Origin of the sequence: Paenibacillus sp. FSL M7-1046 (genome assembly GCF_038007405.1) — a bacterium.
Lineage (GTDB): Bacteria > Bacillota > Bacilli > Paenibacillales > Paenibacillaceae > Paenibacillus_AQ.
The window spans coordinates 5,693,846-5,712,752 of the sequence record NZ_JBBOXB010000001.1; the positions used below are offsets into that span (position 1 = coordinate 5,693,846).

At 48.2% G+C, this 18,907-nt stretch carries 16 protein-coding genes; 10 read left to right on the top strand and 6 right to left on the bottom strand.

From position 1 onward, the window contains the following. The first annotated feature begins 140 nt into the window (after positions 1-140). Complete coding sequence (locus NYE29_RS25380) at positions 141-1,856, top strand: proline--tRNA ligase (RefSeq protein WP_340897954.1); 1,716 nt, start codon at positions 141-143, stop codon at positions 1,854-1,856. 85 nt (positions 1,857-1,941) lie between these two features. Here the strand turns inward: NYE29_RS25380 and NYE29_RS25385 are convergent, their stop codons facing one another. Beyond that, positions 1,942-2,391, bottom strand: a complete 450-nt coding sequence (locus NYE29_RS25385; protein WP_076109547.1) for a hypothetical protein — start codon at positions 2,389-2,391, stop codon at positions 1,942-1,944. A 534-nt stretch (positions 2,392-2,925) separates the two neighbouring features. Between NYE29_RS25385 and NYE29_RS34640 the strand changes: the two genes are divergently transcribed. After that, complete coding sequence (locus tag NYE29_RS34640; RefSeq protein WP_368665124.1) at positions 2,926-3,135, top strand: DUF2577 family protein; 210 nt, start codon at positions 2,926-2,928, stop codon at positions 3,133-3,135. 338 nt (positions 3,136-3,473) lie between these two features. Here the strand turns inward: NYE29_RS34640 and NYE29_RS25390 are convergent, their stop codons facing one another. Further along, the gene (locus tag NYE29_RS25390; RefSeq protein WP_340897955.1) at positions 3,474-4,442 is read right to left on the bottom strand and encodes a helix-turn-helix transcriptional regulator; all 969 of its coding nucleotides are present in this window, start codon (positions 4,440-4,442) and stop codon (positions 3,474-3,476) included. A 461-nt stretch (positions 4,443-4,903) separates the two neighbouring features. Between NYE29_RS25390 and NYE29_RS25395 the strand changes: the two genes are divergently transcribed. The 3 genes from NYE29_RS25395 (at position 4,904) to NYE29_RS25405 (ending at position 9,030) form a co-directional block, all read left to right on the top strand. After that, on the top strand, positions 4,904-6,163 hold the full coding sequence (locus NYE29_RS25395; RefSeq protein ID WP_076109550.1) for a DNA polymerase IV: 1,260 nt from the start codon (positions 4,904-4,906) through the stop codon (positions 6,161-6,163). Then, on the top strand, positions 6,160-6,633 hold the full coding sequence (locus NYE29_RS25400) for a hypothetical protein (RefSeq protein WP_076109551.1): 474 nt from the start codon (positions 6,160-6,162) through the stop codon (positions 6,631-6,633). Before NYE29_RS25395 ends, NYE29_RS25400 begins: the two co-directional genes overlap by 4 nt. A gap of 114 nt (positions 6,634-6,747) precedes the next feature. Further along, the gene (locus NYE29_RS25405) at positions 6,748-9,030 is read left to right on the top strand and encodes a type IA DNA topoisomerase (RefSeq protein WP_340897957.1); all 2,283 of its coding nucleotides are present in this window, start codon (positions 6,748-6,750) and stop codon (positions 9,028-9,030) included. A 96-nt stretch (positions 9,031-9,126) separates the two neighbouring features. Here NYE29_RS25405 and NYE29_RS25410 read toward each other — a convergent pair whose 3' ends face one another. From NYE29_RS25410 to NYE29_RS25420, 3 genes are all read right to left on the bottom strand, one after another. After that, positions 9,127-9,855 carry a DsbA family protein gene (locus tag NYE29_RS25410; RefSeq protein WP_076109553.1) on the bottom strand — a complete coding sequence of 243 codons (729 nt, stop codon included), beginning with the start codon at positions 9,853-9,855 and terminating at the stop codon, positions 9,127-9,129. A gap of 97 nt (positions 9,856-9,952) precedes the next feature. Next, the gene (locus NYE29_RS25415; protein WP_038592873.1) at positions 9,953-10,705 is read right to left on the bottom strand and encodes an HAD family hydrolase; all 753 of its coding nucleotides are present in this window, start codon (positions 10,703-10,705) and stop codon (positions 9,953-9,955) included. A 106-nt stretch (positions 10,706-10,811) separates the two neighbouring features. Beyond that, positions 10,812-11,735, bottom strand: coding sequence for an ArsR/SmtB family transcription factor (locus tag NYE29_RS25420; RefSeq protein ID WP_076109554.1), 924 nt, complete (start codon positions 11,733-11,735; stop codon positions 10,812-10,814). A gap of 267 nt (positions 11,736-12,002) precedes the next feature. Between NYE29_RS25420 and NYE29_RS25425 the strand changes: the two genes are divergently transcribed. From NYE29_RS25425 to NYE29_RS25445, 5 genes are all read left to right on the top strand, one after another. Beyond that, a complete protein-coding gene (locus tag NYE29_RS25425; RefSeq protein ID WP_076109555.1) occupies positions 12,003-13,181 on the top strand; it encodes an MFS transporter in 1,179 nt (392 codons plus the stop codon). Positions 13,182-13,271: 90 nt separating this feature from the next. Further along, on the top strand, positions 13,272-13,997 hold the full coding sequence (locus NYE29_RS25430; RefSeq protein WP_076109556.1) for a phosphonate ABC transporter ATP-binding protein: 726 nt from the start codon (positions 13,272-13,274) through the stop codon (positions 13,995-13,997). A 35-nt stretch (positions 13,998-14,032) separates the two neighbouring features. Further along, on the top strand, positions 14,033-15,316 hold the full coding sequence (locus NYE29_RS25435) for a hypothetical protein (protein WP_144024253.1): 1,284 nt from the start codon (positions 14,033-14,035) through the stop codon (positions 15,314-15,316). Beyond that, positions 15,309-16,007, top strand: a complete 699-nt coding sequence (locus NYE29_RS25440; RefSeq protein WP_038592865.1) for a response regulator transcription factor — start codon at positions 15,309-15,311, stop codon at positions 16,005-16,007. The genes NYE29_RS25435 and NYE29_RS25440 overlap by 8 nt, the downstream gene beginning before the upstream one ends. Beyond that, the gene (locus tag NYE29_RS25445) at positions 16,004-17,440 is read left to right on the top strand and encodes a sensor histidine kinase (RefSeq protein ID WP_076109558.1); all 1,437 of its coding nucleotides are present in this window, start codon (positions 16,004-16,006) and stop codon (positions 17,438-17,440) included. Before NYE29_RS25440 ends, NYE29_RS25445 begins: the two co-directional genes overlap by 4 nt. Before the next feature lie 121 nt (positions 17,441-17,561). Here NYE29_RS25445 and NYE29_RS25450 read toward each other — a convergent pair whose 3' ends face one another. After that, entirely contained in the window at positions 17,562-18,791 is a 1,230-nt protein-coding gene (locus tag NYE29_RS25450; protein WP_076109559.1) for a glucose-1-phosphate adenylyltransferase, read from the bottom strand. Between the last annotated feature and the right edge of the window lie 116 nt (positions 18,792-18,907).

Genomic DNA, 18,907 nt, shown 5'->3' on the forward strand with positions numbered 1-18,907 from the left:
ATTGAGGACTGTCAGGCACAGCTTGGCGGTTGAAATAGGGTGGTATCACGACGCATTCGTCCCTGACGGATGTGTCTTTTTGCGTTTTCTTAAGAAAACTTGAGAAATTGTGCTAACCAAACCAGAGAGGGCTGAACCTTATGCGTCAAAGTCAACTACTTGCTACAACCCTTCGCGAAGCTCCGGCTGAAGCCGAGACTGCAAACCACCAGCTGCTGCTGCGTGCAGGATACATCCGTCAGCTGGCGGCCGGAATCTATACCTATTTGCCTCTTGGCCGCCGTGTGCTGCGCAAGATTGAACAGATTGTCCACGAGGAAATGGGTGCCGCGGGTGCACAGGAGATCCTGATGCCCGCGATGCAGCCTGCTGAGCTGTGGAAAGAGTCGGAGCGATATGAGGTCTACGGCAAGGAGCTGATCAAGCTTCAAGACCGTCATGACCGTGAGTTTGTACTGGGGCCAACCCATGAGGAAGTAATAACTTCACTGGTACGGGGGGAGATCAATTCCTACCGGAGGCTGCCGCTGACTGTGTTCCAGATTCAGACCAAGTTTCGTGATGAACGCCGGCCGCGTTCCGGGCTGCTGCGGGGCAGGGAGTTCCTGATGAAGGATGCCTATTCCTTCGATACCAGTTGGGATGGGCTGGACGAATCTTATGTGCGAATGTATAACGCCTATCAAAGGATTTTTGAACGCTGCGGTCTGCTGTACCGGGCAGTGCATGCCGATTCCGGGGCCATAGGCGGCGAAGGCGGGAGCCACGAGTTTATGGCGCTTTCCGAAATCGGAGAAGATACCATTGGTGTCTGCTCCGTCTGCGATTATGCTGCAAATCTGGAATTGGCTGAAGTTCGGTCTCCTGAGGGAGAGCAAGAAGTACGCACGATAAGAGGGGACCAACCTGCTGCCGAGAAGTTCCATACACCGGACATCCGGACGATTGAACAACTCGAACAGGAATTGCACATCCAGCCTGAGGAAATCATCAAGACGCTGATATATGAAGCCAACGGTCAATTTTATGCCGTACTGGTTCGCGGTGATCATGAGGTCAACGAACATAAGGTGACCAAAATGATCGGGGCTAGCAACATCTCCCTGGCGGATTATCAAGCTGTGCAGCATGCGGCTGGAGTAGAGAGCGGTTATGTCGGTCCAATCGGTCTTTCGCTGACCGTGCTGGTTGATTCGGCAGTCGCGGCCATGGAGTCGAGTATAGCGGGTGCCGGAGAGAAAGATTACCATCTCCGCGGTGTCGTACCTGGACGGGATTTCAGCCTCAAGCATGTGGGTGATCTCCGAAATGTCTTGGAGGGTGAGTCTTGTCCGAATTGCGGACAAGGGGTACTGCACTTTCATCAGGGAATTGAAATCGGCCATGTTTTCAAGCTGGGTACCAAGTACAGTGAGAAGCTGGGAGCCACGTATTTGAACGATTCAGGCAAAAGTGCTCCAATGATTATGGGCTGCTACGGGATTGGCATCTCGCGGTTGCTGGCTGCTGTAGCCGAGCAAAATCATGATGAACAGGGTCTTATCTGGCCCCAAGCTCTCGCGCCTTACAATGTTCATATTCTGCTGATGTCAACCAAGGACAAAGAGCAGACAGCGGTGGCTGAACGACTGTATGCACAGCTTACCTCTCTAGGGATTGACACGCTTTATGATGACAGGGATGAGCGTGCCGGGGTGAAATTCAAGGATTCCGGACTGATCGGTATTCCGGTTGCGATTATTGTAGGCAAGGATGCTGCAGCGCAGAAGGTTGAATATATGGACCGCAAAGCCAGCACTAAGGAAGTACTGGATATTACAGAAGCGGTTATGCGGATTGCCGGGACTTTGAAATGAAGTGAAAGTTTAATAGCAGCTTGCGGCGTTTTTGATTATGTATTTGAATCCCCTGCCAATCTTAAGATTGGCAGGGGATGATTGTTTAGCCGGAGAAATTGCCTGCAGCGGCAATTCCGCTGAAGTTTCTCGCCTGGACGTTATTAAATGGATCTGTGACAGCTGCATTGGTGAAGATTTCAACCGTATACTGAATTTGCCCGGTTGCCACAATGGCAGCAGGGGGGACATCTACAGCAGAGAAACCAAAAGCTTCATTTTCCCTGCTGATCGCCACCCCAAATGTTGTCGTAAAAATAATGGTTCCATTTCTGCGAACTCTAAGGGTATTCGTATTGAACAAGGGATTGTTTTCCGTCTTTACATATCCAGCCAGCAGCACGCGGACGTTGCTCTGATTCTCAGGCAGTACCCCTGCGGTCTGAATCCCGATATCTCCGAATACCAAAGGGGTAGCCGCTAATGGAATCACAACTGGAGTTGCATCGGAAGCTGCCTGGTTCGATAAACGTAAATCTACAAATTGAATGGTCATAGGATATTCACCTCCTTAAAATTAATATATGAAAAAACCGTCGTGTTGCTTGGACTAAACTAGCGGATATATATGAAATTATTAAAAAAACGAAACCTACTTGACTGATGATAGTTTTTAAATCAATTGGAGATCCAGATTCCAGACTTGCCTCGATAAACATTGGGATATGAGTATGGCGGGGAATATGAGGTGTTGCATGCTTTTTTACATTCGTTAGCTTCAATAACTTTGACATACGTCTGACGAGTTTTTCAGGACAGAAGGAGCCCCATTAGGATTTGTAAGTATAAATAGGGTTTCTATAAAATTGTTATGTGTCTCTAGATAGTGCTTATATCTTTCTTCCTGTTTGATTTTGAGCAAAAACGAGGAAAGTACATGGAAGCCCTGAGGGAATTCCGCCTGTGAGTTGGGTGCTCTGTGAATTTATACATCAAGAAAATGGGTATTAATAAAAAAATCTGATGGTGTGCATCTTATGACTTAGAATTGAGGCTGTGTAAATATGCTGGAAGCCATTAAGTGTGGGCCATGGGCGCAGTAGGCGCGGCGGGGCCTGTAGGAGTGCAGTTGGGATCCGTAACAAAGATAAATCCTCTAAGCGTTTTAGTCGATAGCCGGCTGGAGCTTTCAGAGGATTTTTTGATTGTCCCAGAAACGCAGGCAAAGCTGAGGGGCACTATAGGGGTTCAGGAAATTGTAATCCGAAAAGCACTTGTTGCAGGCATAGGTTGCTGCTGATCCGACAAACTAGAATTTGATGATTATGAGATGATATTTATTCTATTGGAATATCTGGGCTCAGTACAACTTATGATTCTTATCTTTGTTCCTGTAAAAACAATACGAACACTATCATCAATAGACGAGGAACTCGATTTGTATCTTGCTTTTTGATAGTAGAACTCGTTATCTGAGAGAATATTTCATAATCCAACTAATCATGCGCTATATGGTTGCGGAGACAACACTACAGTTTGCTTATTTTCTACATCAGCACATTATCTGTGAAGGAGCGGTGTCAGGACGTTATCATAAACAACAGCACCTACCGCATTTGGGCAGGTGCTGTTTATTGATTATGACTTCCACACTGGCCTGATATACTTCAAAAACCGCTCCGGATCGTGATAAACGTAAATGATTCTCCCAAGGGAAGTATCAAAGCAGTAACCAGTGCCTGCAAAATCAAAAGTTGCCATTGCCCTTTCCATCTTTTCCTCTACACTACGATTTTCCTGCTCATAATTGAATGGCCCATGATCAAAAACAATATACTCGGCTTCGGGAACATCAATCATAAGCATTTGAGGTGGTACTTCACCTTTATAATCAAAAGGAAGACGTACACCAAAACACTCTGTACGCGGAATACCCCAATCGCAGAGTCTGCCGTCCGGGTCATTAATGTAAGCCATAATCTGACCGCTGCCGCCGTTAGATTCACTCCCGCCATCGTCATCCAATTTGCCCTTGATACTATCGAGTAAGCCGCAAATTGTTTCGCAATCCTGTCCCGGAATAAGACTTTGCTTTTGCCAAAAATCCCAATACCCATTACTCTCATAGTTTTTAATGTGCAAAAATTTGTGTGCGGGAATGGTTACAAAATAAATGTTAACATCATCTGTAGATTTGATCATACCAATCTCTCCAAATCCGAAAAAGTAGCGGTCGAAAGGGTTTATTTTTGTACGAAGGGCGACAGGCATAGGCTTTTTTCGGTATTCACTTGGAGTTACACCATATGTTCCCTTGAAAGCCCTGGTAAAAGCTTCATGTGATGAAAAACCATAATCAAAAGCAATATCCAAAATGCTTTTTTCACTATCCCGAACCTCTTTTAGTGCAAAGGCTAATTTTCTGTGCCGCAGATAATCCCTAAATTGCATGCCCGATATTTCCTTGAATTTTCTCGTAGTATGAAATTCGGAATAACCCAACTTGCGAGAAAGAAATTGTAGCGTTATTGCTTCACCGTTACGATTTTTAATACACTCGTCGATTTCATCAACGATTATTTGGATTTGCTTGTGCCACTTGTACATTCGGCTGTTCACCTCGTTTCAACCACTCTATAGTCATCATAGAGTAATGGAAATTGGATTGCTTGATTTTACTTGCGGAAAAGAGAGGATATATTTTATTCCTTAACTAGCCTAATATAAATTTTCAGCGCTTACACAACATCAAACACTAAGCGCAGATAAGGATACTACTCTGCCTTGGATAATATCAACGTTATCATTCAATGACAATTCAAACGTTTTGGTCCTAACCAAATACCAGCCCCACCTTATCGTATATATTTAATTAATTTCTTTTTTATCCCATTCGAAGAATATCTTACTTATTGTATAAGGAACGTATGTTTGGTTATAATACAAACAAATGTTCTTATTTTATCGGAGGCGATCAATCATGAAAATGAGCATCGGCCAAACCATCGAAATCATATACCTGGAGCTCTCTAATATCCTCGCGTGGCATCCGACACGGGTGCAGCGATATGCCTAAGGACCGAATCATTTTACTTTCAGATTGCCAAGCGTTTTACGCAAGCGTCGAAAAGGCTGCCCACCCTGAATACAAAGATAAGCCTGTCGCAGTCGGAGATCCAACCAGGATGAATGGCATTATATTGGCAGCATGCCCCATCGCCAAAGCCTATGGCGTAACCACCGCGTCACGCGTGGGTGAAGCAATGACTAAATGCCGGGATCTCGTGGTCATCCGGCCACGGATGAGTACGTATATAAAGGTCTCTCTGCTGATTTCAGAAATCTATCACTGTTATACCGACCTTGTTGAAGCCTTCAGTATCGACGAGCAATTTTTGGATGTGACAGGCTCATTGAGCTTTTTTGGAGGAGATTTGCAGGAGGTAATTCACTCCATTCAGCAGCATGTCATGTTATCAACTGGTGTTTGGACCAGAGTGGGGATCGGACCGACAAAAATACTGGCTAAGATGGCAAACAACTTTGCCAAGAAGAAGGACGGCGGAATTTTCAGGCTTGATTACGACAATTTAGATAAAGAGCTCTGGCCGTTGCCAGTGCATGAAATGTTTATGGTGGCTGGCCGAATGAGCAAAAATTTTTACCGCATGGGTATTACTACAATTGGAGATATTGCCCGTATGGAGTTAGGCGAGTTTAAGCGGAGAATGCGTACGACTATGGGCAAGCAAAGCGATATTCAGGCGGAGTATTACTGGCAGACTGCCCGTGGCATAGATCCCAGTCCAGTAGTTACCGGGATACGCCATCAAATCAAATCAGTAGGACACGGTAAGGCTCTACGCTGGAATTTGTATACCCGGCTACCTGAAATCGAGGTTGTCTTGCTTGAATTGGTAATTGAGGTTTGCCAACGAGCGCGGAGATACCGGTATATGGGAGCAACGGTGTCTATAGCGGTATCAGAAACCGATGGTGATAAATCAAATTCATACAGCCGACAAATGACACTGCCGGAGCCATCGTCTTTAACTCATGAGGTGGCAGCAGCAGCATATCGCTTATTCGTTGATAATTGGACCGGTATGCCTTTAAGCCGTTTAGCGATATCTATATCGCATTTGACCGATGACAGTGTCATGCAACTTACGTTATTTGATGACCGTATCCGCACATACAACAGAGAACGGGCAATTGATCAAATCAAAACCCGGTACGGTAGCCGAGCGCTCATACGTGCTTCCTCGTTGCTCGAATCTGGAGTTGCCCTGGAACGGGCCGAACAGATTGGAGGACATTATAAATGAGTAAATTAAACGGGAATGAGAGATGGAAAACCAAAATGTTAATGACCGAACACGTGGAGCAGTATGAGCAGAAGCAAGATAATGAGGTAAGAAAAATGATAACCGTTGATGAACGGACAATGGTTCGTGACCTCATATTGCTTCCTTACATAGATACTATGGTTAGCAAGAGCCTGAAGGAGATCGAACATTCAGGCAACATCCTTAAACGCGCCTATTTAATGGCCGGTCAAGCCATACAGCGTAGAATTATTCAGGATACCTATCAGTTGCAAAAAGAGCTGAAGCAGCGGAATATCAGGATGCTGGCGGATGAACAGGAGGAATTTTTGGTATATTATAAAATCTTTTGCCGGGGGTACCAGGAACGCTTTGGACTAACTCGTGATGTTATGCGTACAGAGATAAGCTTAAGGTTGACCAAGTATACCGCCGACCTTGGGACAGTATTAAAAGACCTGCAAAAATAAGACCAAACCCCGTCAGTTCAATTTGAACTGGCGGGTATTTTTTATTCACATCATAATGGTATAATAGACTACTGGACGTAATTTGGAACAATGAAGGTTAAGGAGCGATACTTTTTGAAGACACTTATTATTGCGGAGAAACCGGATATGGGGCGGAATATCGCCGCCGCAATAGAACCAAAGGCCAAAAATTACCGTTCCTATCTGGAAGGGGAGCAGTACATCATCACATGGGCGATTGGACATCTTATCGGGTTGGCCGAGCCTGAAGCCTATGACGACAAATATAAAAAATGGAATATCAATGATTTGCCGATCATCCCCGAGCAGTTCAAGCTGGTACCCAATGCGCGTACCATTGACCAGCTGAAAGTTATTGGTGAACTGGCCAAACGCAGCGACCTATTGGTCAATTCCTGCGACGCCGGGCGGGAGGGACAGCATATCTTTTCGCTGATACAGCGGCATCTGAAGCTGAATCAGCCGGTGAAACGGCTGTGGATTTCCGATTTGACTCCGGAGACGATCCGTAAAGGGTTCCAGGAGCTGCGGGACGGTTCAGAGTACGAAAACCTGACCAAAGCCGCCAGAGCACGCAGTGAAGCGGATTGGCTGATTGGCATGAACGGCTCGCGTGCGTTTACGACCAAACATAATGTGCTGCTGTCCGTCGGGCGGGTGCAGACCCCAGTACTTGCGCTGATCTATGACCGCCAGAAGACGATAGAAGCTTTTTCATCGCTTAAGTTTTTTGAAGTGGAGGGACATTTCGCTCAGAACGAGATGACCTACAAAGGGATGTGGCAAGGAGAACGCCTGACGGATGGAGCCAAAGCTGAAGCGTTGGCCGCCAAGGTCAAGAGCAAGCCGGGCAGGATAGCTTCTTATGAGGTCAAAGAGACGAAAGAGTATCCGAATAAGTTATATGATTTGACGCTGCTGCAGCGCGAGGCGAACGGTAAGCATGCTTTTTCCGCCAAAAAAACGCTCGATATTGCTCAGGCATTATATGAAAAGCATAAGGTGATCTCCTATCCCCGGACCAACTCCAACTATGTGACCGAGCAGAACATCCCGGAGATGCACAAGACGCTTTCCGCCCTGCAAGGAACATCGTACGACGAATGGGTCAAAGGCGCCAACCGGAATCTGGTCCATAAAGGCAATAAGTTTATCTGCAATCCCTCGAAGGTTGAAGATCACCATGCCATTCTGCCGACAAACCGTAAAGCATCGGGACTTAGCACGGATGAGGCCAAGCTGTACGACTTGATTGTGCGCCGCTTCCTCTCGCAATTTTATCCGGCTGCTGAATATAAGGTTCATACTGTACTTACCGAGGTGGAGAACGAAAATTTCAAAACTACGGTCAAGGAGCTGCTGTCCCTGGGCTGGAAAGTGATTTACGGCGATCAGAAGAAGGACAAGGCCAAGCCGTCCAAGGGCAAAGGCAAGGAAGATGAAGAGGAAGAAGAAATTGAAGTGAATGAACCGTTCTCAGTGCTTCCTGCCGATGTGGTGCTCTGCAGTGATGCGATCGTCAAAGAGAAGGACACCCAGCCGCCTAAGCACTACACGGAGGGCACGCTGCTGAAAGCAATGGAAAGTGCGGGCAAGCAGATTGAGGATGAGGAGCTGCGCGACGCGATGAAGGACTCCGGCCTTGGCACACCAGCTACCCGCGCGGCGACGATTGAACGGCTTAAGAACGTGGGTTATGTGGAAATGCAGGGCAAAAAAATCGCCATTACGCAAAAGGGCAGGACTGCCATTGAGCTGATTCGTGGTGCAGGCGTCGAACTGCTGACGTCACCGGAAATGACCGGCCAGTGGGAGCGGCGGTTGAATGAAATCGCCAGAGGCACGGCGGCGGACGGGCAGTTTATGGAGAACGTCAAACGCTTCGCCTCGATGATTGTGGACAAAGTCCGGGTACAGTCCCGGGCAGCCAAAACCTCCTTTGAAGGGGAGACGCCATCCTTGAAAGGCGGAGCCAAAGGACGAAGCGGAGCAGGTGCGGCACGCAAGATGGCAGGTAAACCCGCTGAGGCGAAGCCCCGCAAAGCGGCTGGAGAGTCAGGGGCGGAAGCTGCCGGAAAAGCGGCTGCAGCCAAAGGGGATGACGGACCAAAAATCATCGGGAAGTGTCCGCGGCCCGGCTGCGGTGGAACGATTTTTATGGGGCGCAAAGGGTATGGCTGTTCCCATTACAAGGAAGGCTGTAAATTTGTCATCTGGAAGGAAAATCACGGCCGCACCCTTAGTGATGCCCAGGTCAAGGCGCTGATTGAGAAAGGCAAAACAGGCAAGCTGAAGCTTGCCTGCGAGGACGGCTCACCGCAGGAGGGCAAGCTGGTACTCTCAGATGTAAGTACAGGTCAACTGACTGTAGAATAAAGGCAAAGTTTAAATCTTACGAGCAATCAAAGAGGATGCACCCTGGCCTAATGATTTCCGGCCGGAGCACATCCTCTTTTTAAATGCATTACTTTCTTATTTGAGCAGTTCGGCTTCGATTGCAGCGGCCAGTGTTTCATATGAAGAGTTCGGCAGGAGAACGCCGTTCACCATGAATTTAGGTGTGCCATTCACTCCATAAGAGCCGGCAATCTTAAAGTCTTCCTTCACATCATACATGTAGGTGTGATTCTGGACATCCTGCTCAAATTGAGCGTAGTCCAGGCCATCAATATTGTTCTTCACGAAGTCTAGGATGAACTTTTGGGTAATCCAGATCTTGCTTTCGTCACCCTGATTCTCATATAGCTTGTGAAGATACTCCCAGAATTTCTCGTTACTCTGCTTATAGATGGCTTCGCCGGCACTTGCGCCAAGATAAGAATCCCGGTCAATAAATGCAAAGTTCATGAAATAAAATTGTACCTTGCCACTGTCTACATAATCTTTAATGAACGTATCCAGATAAGTTGCCGTCCATTTCTTGCAGGCAGGGCATTTGAAATCGGCGAATTCAATGACCTTGACCTTGGCATCTTTGCTTCCGAGATGCGGCTGCTTCTCATACTTCAGCCCGTCCACCACGATGGTGCCTTTTACATCCGTATAGTTGGGCAGATTGTCGAATACTATGGCCTCATCGTCTTTGTTGCTCGTCGTGATATAGACAAGCACACCAAGGAGGATAACCACAACTACAGCCAGCAGCATGGGGAGTAAGCGTCTGCTGTCTGGAGCGTTCTTAGGGTTCGTCTTCTTGTTCATTCCTACCTCCTGCAATGAGATGAAAATCTTCTCAAACAGTATAATCACACTGCCAGGAGGTTGCCTATGTCATTTGTAACAAGGACTTGTCTTTTCGTCACCCGTGATTTTGCCGCAAAGACGCTGTCCGGATAACCGGGGTTACTTCGTGAATGGAAGAAATGGTTACTACAGATTGCTGCATTTCACGTTGAAGCTCGATCAGGTTATAGAGCCATTCGTTCTGCTGCTTCAGGTAAATGCTGTTGATGCCTGCGGTCACGGCAGGGAGTACATCGGTACGCAGAGAGTTGCCGATCATCCAGGTGCGCTGGCGCTCGAACGGGTAAGTGCTCAGAATATTTTCCAGTGATTCTACATTTTTGTGCTGGCGGATAAAGATCCGGTCGTTGAAATATACATCCAGCTTCATCTGTTCAATCTTGCGCTGTTGAATCGTATCGTCGCCGCCGGTGTACAGATATAAATCATGACCGTCCTGTTTCAATGAATCAAGCGTCTCGACCATGCCCGGATAAGCTTCGATTTCCTGATCGTAGACACTGAGTCCAAGCTTCATCAGCTGCTGCTCCTGATAGGGATCGGTTGACCGGTTGAATTTGGCGCAAAAATAGTGGTAGGTTGCGATGAGGGACTTGGGGAAGTTTTCACTGGCCAGTCCGCTGGTGCTTACCGTCTCTACATCAATCTCGGCCTGTTTGGTGCGGACTTCACTCGTAGTAGGACCAATGCCGCTGAACCAGTCGGACATGAGTTCGAAATACTGCCCCAGAATGAGGTCAAAATATTTGTTGCAGTGCACCAGGGTGTCGTCCAAATCGAAAATTACTTGCTGTGTTGAATACTTCATAACGCTCACTCCTAAAAGTTTTGTTAGCTGATACTTATGGGCAGGGCTTCGTACAAAACTCGCTTCGTAAGCATTCGCTTGTCTCTGTCTCTGTTTGGTACTGTTATTATAAACGAATATAAGATTCCAGGAACATCTGAAGATCCGATGCGCCGTCCGCGCGGATGCTGAAACGTTCATTGCCTTCTCCCTCACTGCCCAGATGGACGCGCAGGAGACCAGCGACCCGTAGGATAAGCAAATGATGCATAAGCATTTCACTGGACTGGCTCAAATCGGACTGCATGTCCCATATGGTCTTGGGCTCATTAGCCACATAGCGCAGCAGTCTTAGACGCGTCGGGTCCGACAGCGCCTTGGTCAGGCGCAGCAGTACGGTAGGCGGCTCGTCTTCGTCTTCAGAAGGCACATCTACAGGGTACTGAATGATCATTAAGGTATTATAGAAGCAATACGTATTAATCGGCCGGTTGTGCACCGTAGGCAGCAGCACAATAGTCTGCAAATCCGGGATGTCACCGACTACCACTCCGCCTGAGGCGTATTCAATCAGCGCTCCAGGGTCCATTTTGCTCTCCAGCAGCTTCTTCTCCGAGGCATCCTCAATCAGCAGCGGCAGAATCTTCTGCTCCACATGGCGGAAGTACTGATCATACCAAAGGCGAAGAAGCGGAGCATAGCTGTCCTTGATCCGTTTACATTCTTCAATCGTAAAATCGGGAAACAGGGGAGACAAGCGCTCGAAGCGCTCCTCCAGTGAGGAAGACTCCAGTTCGTCCAGGAACTGCAGCACTTTGGAGCCTGGCCCGCGGTTGTAAGCCCAGGCATACAGCACATCATAGTCAGTAAAAGGCCATTCGGCAGCCTGCTTCAGAGCGGATACCTGCTGCGGCGGTATGCGGCCGTCGAGATCACGGACCCAGTCGGGACCTATATCCAGATTGGAGATCCATTTACCGGTAACATATATCATGAAACTGTCCAGCAGTTCATATACAGGCGAGACATCAATTTTCAGTTCATAGCTCATGAAGCATACACCCCCAGGGAAATCCGTCACTTCTATATATTATCTCTTGTTTTGAAGAGGGTTGTCCACTATAATGTTCGGTGTTTGCCGTTTCACGTCCGTTTGCTTAACTATTGTATTACATAGCCCTGAGCTTTCGAAGCCAGTTTTGTTCGAAGCGACTCAGGAAGTAAATGCTCACAAAACTAAGCGTATGCTTTCGAAGCCAGTTTTGTTCGAAGCGACTCAGGAAGTAAATGCTCACAAAACTTTTAGGAGGATTCATCCGTGTCAGACAGGCTCACCGCAACAAGCAAACTGAACAACAAATGGAATTATATGATTCTGATTACCGTTATTATCGCTGCCGGGCTCAGCCAAGGGCTGCTGCTTCCGGTGCTCTCCATTCTGCTGGAGCAAAAAGGGGTCTCTTCCTCGCTCAACGGCCTTAATGCCGCTGCTTTATATGTAGGCTCTTTTGCGATGACGCTGGTAGCCGAGCGGGTTCTTGGCGCCATCGGCTTCAAGAAGCTGATCGCTGCCGGGCTTAGCCTTGTGCTGGTAGCGCTGCTCTTGTTCCCGCTGCTGCCGGGCATTAAAGTCTGGTTTGTCTTGCGCCTGTTTGTAGGCATAGGAGACTCAGCCATTAACTATGCTGCGCAGCTATGGGTGCTGTTAATGACACCTGCGGAGCACCGGGGGCGCAATCTCTCGCTGTATGGGATGTCCTACGGACTCGGATTTAGTCTCGGCCCGATAGGCATCAGCCTGCTGCGATATGGCCAGGCTGCACCGTTTTTGATTATTGCTGCGCTTTTTGTGCTGGTGCTGCTGCTGGTACTCATCAAGCTGCCGGATTCCCTTCCGGATAAAGTCGAGCATGGGGAGGGACAAGCGCGGCGTTTCGGGCGAAGCTACAGCCTCGCTTGGTATGCCCTGATACCTGCACTTCTTTACGGCTATATGGAAGCTAGTCTGAACAGTAATTTCCCTGTGTACGGACTGCGCATTGGCTACAGCACGGATCAGATTGCTGCGCTGCTGCCATTCGCCGGTATTGGCGGTCTGCTGCTTCAACTGCCGCTGGGGATATGGAGCGACCGCTACGGCCGAAAGAAGATTCTGATCTTTTCCGGTGTGAGTGGCGGTCTGGCCTTTACCTTGCTGCCGCTGTCCGGTAATCATTTCCTGCTGACGCTGGTTGTGCTGATGGTGGCAGGCGGTCTGGTAGGTTCTTTCTTCTCGCTGGGTCTAAGTTACGCTGCAGATATTCTTCCGCGTAATTTGCTGCCTGCGGCAAATGTGGTTTCCTCCTTTCATTTTAGTATAGGCAGCATTGTGGGACCGGGCATCGGCGGACTGCTGCTACAATTTGGCTGGGGAGGCGGTGTTTTTGTCCTGCTGGGCGCTTTTTATATATTGTTCGGTTTGGCAGGGTTATTATTCTCGCCACGCCAGCTGAATTGAGGTAAGATAAGAACGGATGCTCGCATGGAAATCGATCACGCTTTCAGAGTACACTATAGAGTAGAGTCAAAGACAGGGAGAGGCTGAACTATGATCACAGTTGAACATTTAGCCAAAGCAGTCGGGGAAGAAAAGATGCCTGTTCTGCAGGACATTGGCTTTCAATTAGAACCAGGTGAGCTTGTTGTACTGCTGGGAGCCAGCGGGAGCGGTAAGTCAACGCTGCTGCGCTGCCTTGCGCTGAAAGAGAAATGGGACAGAGGGAACTTCAGGGTGGATGGAGTCAATATTCTCGGAAATGTATTTACCGGCAAACGGAAGATCCGCCGGGAGTGGGCTTATCTGGAACAAAATGCAGAGCTCAATCCGAACCGGACTGCGCTTAAGAATGTGCTGATAGGCCAGTCCTCGCAAACACCGCTCTGGCGGATGGTGACAGGAATGGTCCGTTCAGACGACTACATGGGCGCGATGGACGAGCTGGATTTATTGGGTCTGCTGGATAAGGCCAAGATGAAGACAAACCAGCTAAGCGGCGGAGAACGTCAGCGGGTGGCGATTGCCCGGGCACTGGTTCACGGAGCCAAGGTGATTCTGGCGGATGAACCGGTTACCGGTCTTGATCCGCGTACAGCGGAGGGAGTGCTGGAAACCCTGCGCAAGCTCTGCAAAGAGACAGGGCTGACGGTAGTGACGGTGTTGCCCCTAGAACTGGCGGAACGTTATGCTACACGGCTGTGGGTGCTTGAAGACGGCCGGATCAAACATGATGTAAAGGGCCGCCGTCTGACATCACAAGAACGCCTGCATCTGTAATCATTACACCACGAAACAAGGAAAGAGTGATGAAGTTGAATAATCGAGTTCTGAGACGTCTGGCGGCGGTATCTCTTTCTCTGTCCATACTGTCGGGCTGCACCTTCATCAGCGATCCTGTTTTGCGGATGAAGGCGCCGGAGCTGTCTGCCGACAAGGCTTCGCTGATGACGGCAATCACGTCCCACATGCCAGCCGGAGCTTCGCTGATCCGTCCGGTTAGTGATGATGACAGCTCTATTTTCACTGAGGATCTGGACAAGGACGGAACGATGGAGACACTCGTCTTCTATTCGACGAAGAACGAGGCCGTACTGATTCACGGCATGATCCTGGAGAAGCGGGACGATGTCTGGGAGAAGAAGCTGGTATTTGACGGTGGCGGAACGGAATTGGATTCCGTTGATTTAAGGGATGTAACCGGTGAGGGGAAGCTGAATATCATTGCCGGTTATTCACGAGGTGTAGAGAAAGGGATGGTGGTCTACTCCTATTCCGGCGGGGAACTGGAGGAAGTGCTCTCCCAGCCCTACACGAAATATATGGTCGATGATCTCAATGAGGATGGGATTGAAGACATCACGGTTGTGTATTTTAAACGCAATGAGTTTGCGACAATTACTACCTATCAGTACAACGACGGCTTTAAGGTTTTGGATGAGCTTGACGATCTGGATCCTTATTTCAGTAATTATTACAATATTGTCTCAGGAAAAGTGGCAGAGAATAAAGAAGGTATAATTCTGGATTCAGCAGTGGATTCACGCTCAGCATACACGACGGTGGTAGTGATGGAGAATAATAAGCTGCGTGTGGTGATCCCCGGAGATGCCCGGACCTTTAAGGACAGAAAGATTGTCAGCGAGGATATCGACGGCGACGGCGTTATCGAAATCGGATTGCTGGAGCCGCCGAAGGGCTGGGAATATTTTGATCCTGAGACGATTCCCTATTTCAATTCTTATTACAAATGGGACGGCAAAAACGGCTTAACCTTTTCCGCGCTGCAATACCGTGATCCTTCGGACCGCTTCAGGATTGATCTTTTACCGGAATGGCATGAGAATGTTACAGTGGATACCAAGTCGGTCCAGGACAAATCACTTAAGTTTATTTTATCGAATACCGGTGAGACGGTAGCAGAAATCTCATTCTTTTCTCCGGCAGAATGGGAGCGCGTAAAGAGTAGCGGATGGAAAATATTAGGGTTTGATCTTGATAAGTTTATCGGCTATCGGGGAGAAGTTGAGCAGAACACAAGCGGGGGCGACAACAATAAAATTACCTCGCCTATAGAAAGGAAGGGAATCGATGAGTAAGGTATTAATCCTGGAGGATGAAGAATCCATCCGCAGTTTTATAGTTATTAATCTCAAGCGCAACGGATTTGAGGTACTGGAAGCCGCTGACGGCAATGAAGCACTGCACAAGCTGACTACGGTTCCTGATATTGATATTGCACTCCTGGACGTAATGGTTCCCGGCATCGACGGATTTGAGGTATGCAGACGCATCCGGGAAACGAATGAACGGCTCGGGATTATCTTTCTTACCGCAAAAGTCCAGGAGCAGGATAAGGTATACGCCCTTTCGGTCGGTGCGGATGACCATGTCAGCAAACCATTCAGTCCTACGGAGCTGATCGCCCGTATACAATCACTGCTGCGCCGTGTCAATGTTCACCGGGAGCAGTCTGCAAAGGTCTCATTTCATTCGGGGCCGTTTACGCTCGATCTGATTTCCAAACAGTTTAAGCGCAGCGGGGAAGGCATCGAACTGACGCCAACCGAGTTTTCATTGGTACAATTTTTCCTGGAAAAAGAAAACACACCGCTCAGCCGCGACTCGCTCTTGGATCATGTCTGGGGCAAGGAGTACATGGGCGACCCGAAAATTGTTGATGTGAATATCCGCCGGCTGCGCCAAAAGATTGAGAATAATCCCTCAGAACCCGAATACCTACAGACCGTATGGGGACACGGCTATAAATGGAAGGGTCAAGGACAATGATCAAGAAGGGGATGCGCAGACAGATTGTACTGCACTATATTCTTGTAGTCTTCGTGGCGCTCCTCCTCGTTGAGGTTATTTTTCTGCTGGCCATCCGGACGTATTATTACGATAGTGTTTATAATAAAATTACGACCCAGATCGGAATATCGGAAAACTTCTATAAATTTACATTTTCCAACGAGGGTTCGCCCGTTCATTTTCAGAAGCTGCTTGAATACTTCGATATGGATAATACAGAATTGGAAATACTGACCCTTAACGGTGATATCCTTACCGGATCTACGCCATTTCAGCCTGACCGTACGATTACTACCAGCGATGTTTCAGAAGCGGTTGGCGGAAGTATCGGACGCTGGGTAGGCAGACAAGCAGGGACGAATGAGAGCGTTATGGCTGTATCCAAAATGCTGCACATTAACGGCCGCGATTCTTTTATTGTAAGATACCTTACGTCCATGGAGAGAATCAACTCAGATTTGCTGAACCTTACCTTGGTATCCATCGGTATCGGTGCAGCAGTAATGGCTATTGTTATGCTCTTCAGCTTCGGTCTCGCCAATTCCATTGTAAAGCCGCTCAATAATATTACGGCAGTGTCCGCGCAGATGGCCAAAGGCAGATTTACGACCCGGATCAAAGGTGACTACAAATATGAGATTGGTGATTTGGCAACCACACTCAACTATATGGCAGATGAAATTATCCGCAGCAATCAGATTAAGGATGATTTCATTTCCTCGATTTCCCATGAGTTGCGGACGCCGCTGACCAGCATCAAGGGCTGGAGCGAAACACTGATTTCAGGTGGCTACGATCCGGAGGAAACCAAGCTGGGTATGGGGATTATATCCAAGGAAAGCGACCGGCTGATCGGGCTGGTGGAGGAAATCCTCGACTTCTCCAAGCTGCAGCAGAATGAGATGAAGCTATCCATCGCTCTTATCGATATCAAAGTGGTGCTTCAGGAGACGATACTGAATGTATGGGCCAAAGCGGAGAAGAAACGTATACATCTGCTGCTGGAATGTGAAGGGACGATCTATATCAAGGGAGACGCCAACCGGCTGAAACAGGTATTCCTGAATTTGGTGGACAACGCCGTGAAGTTCTCCCCTGAAGATTCCAGCATTGTCTTGTCCACCCACCGTCTCTCCAAGGAGGAGATGGCTGTCATTGTCAGGGACAGCGGAATTGGCATCAGCGAAGCCCACCTCTCCAGAGTCCGCGATCGTTTCTTCCAGGTCGACGCGCTGAACGGAGGAACCGGACTGGGGCTTGCCATTTCCCAGCAAATTGTGGAGCTTCATCACGGAAAGCTGGAATTGGATAGTGAGCTGGGCAAAGGAACGCAGGTTACTGTTATTTTGCCGCTGACCGAGGAACAGCCTCCGGTTGCAGCAGAGGGTGGAAACGGACCCGAATTACTGTAACAGGCTCTTTATGAGAGTAAAGCGACAGAAAGTAAATATACAAGAAAAAGCAGCAGCTCCGGTTATCAGAGACTGCTGCTTTTTTCTTGTATAGATTGGAGACTGACGGGAAGCTGATATCTTAAGAAGGAAGTCCTTCGGCCCGCAGACGTCCGGTTTTTTCGTACACTTCCTGCAGTAGGCGGGAAGGCTGAGTACGAATGACAGGTTTGGCGGCCACAATTTCATTAGGACCGACAACGACAATGTTGTCAACACTGCCCTTAATTACAGCACCGTCTTTGATAACAGCTCCTTCACCGATAATTGCATTTTCAATTACTACGCCCCGGCCGATACGTGCACCCGGCATAATAACGCTTTGCTTAATCATGGTCATTTTGCCGATTTCCACACCGCCGAACACTACAGAGCGCTGCAGGCTGCCTTCCAGCAGGCAAGTTTCATTTACGAGGCAATCTGCTGTTTTGATCTGCAACTGCATACGTGGTTTAACTGCAGCGGGTTTGGTCCGGCGGGCCCGGCTATACATTGGCCACTTCGAGTTGTCGAGCTTGAAGCCGTTATCGGCTTGCAGAAGATCCATATGCGCTTCCCAGAGGCTGCCCACTGTACCTACATCTCTCCAGTAGCCTTCAAAACGGAAGGCAAACAATTCATCATTAGCCTCCAGCATCGTCGGGATCACATCTTTGCCGAAGTCATGGCTGGAAGCCTGATTTGCGGCATCACGGAGAAGATGTTCTTTCAGGTATTTCCACTCGAATAGATAAATCCCCATCGAAGCGAGGTTGCTTTTAGGTACTTTTGGTTTTTCGGCAAATTCTGAAATTTGGAGTTCCTCATTTACGTTCATCACACCGAAGCGGCTTGCTTCATCCCAAGGCACTTCCATTACCGAGATGGTGGCTTTGGCGGATTTGCCGATATGGTAATCCAGCATTTTTCGATAGTCCATATGGTAAATATGATCTGCCGAGAGGATCAGTACATGCTCAGGATTTTGACTGTCAATAAACTCAATGTTCTTATAAATGGCATCGGCTGTTCCAGAATAACTTTCACGGCCTTCAACTCCCGAAGGTAGCAGTCTGACACCCTGATCAGTTGTGCTGTGAAGCCCCCAGGGCTCCCCTTCACCAATGTGTTGATGCAAGGAATTAGCTTCGTACTGCGTCAGTACGCCTACAGTGTCGATATTGGAATTCACACAATTGCTGAGGGGAAAGTCAATGATTCTATACTGTCCTCCGAAAGGGACTGCAGGCTTTGCCATTGTGCTGGTCAGGGGGGCCAATCTGCGGCCTTCACCACCCGCCAGGAGCATGGCGATACATTCTTTTTTACTCATTTGTTATCCCTCCCATTTTTTTGTCAATGCTTGTAATATAAACTCCCCACAAGCGCTTGAAACGACATAGGTGAAATATATTGCGTTACCGCAAGAAAAATTACATGAATATTTTC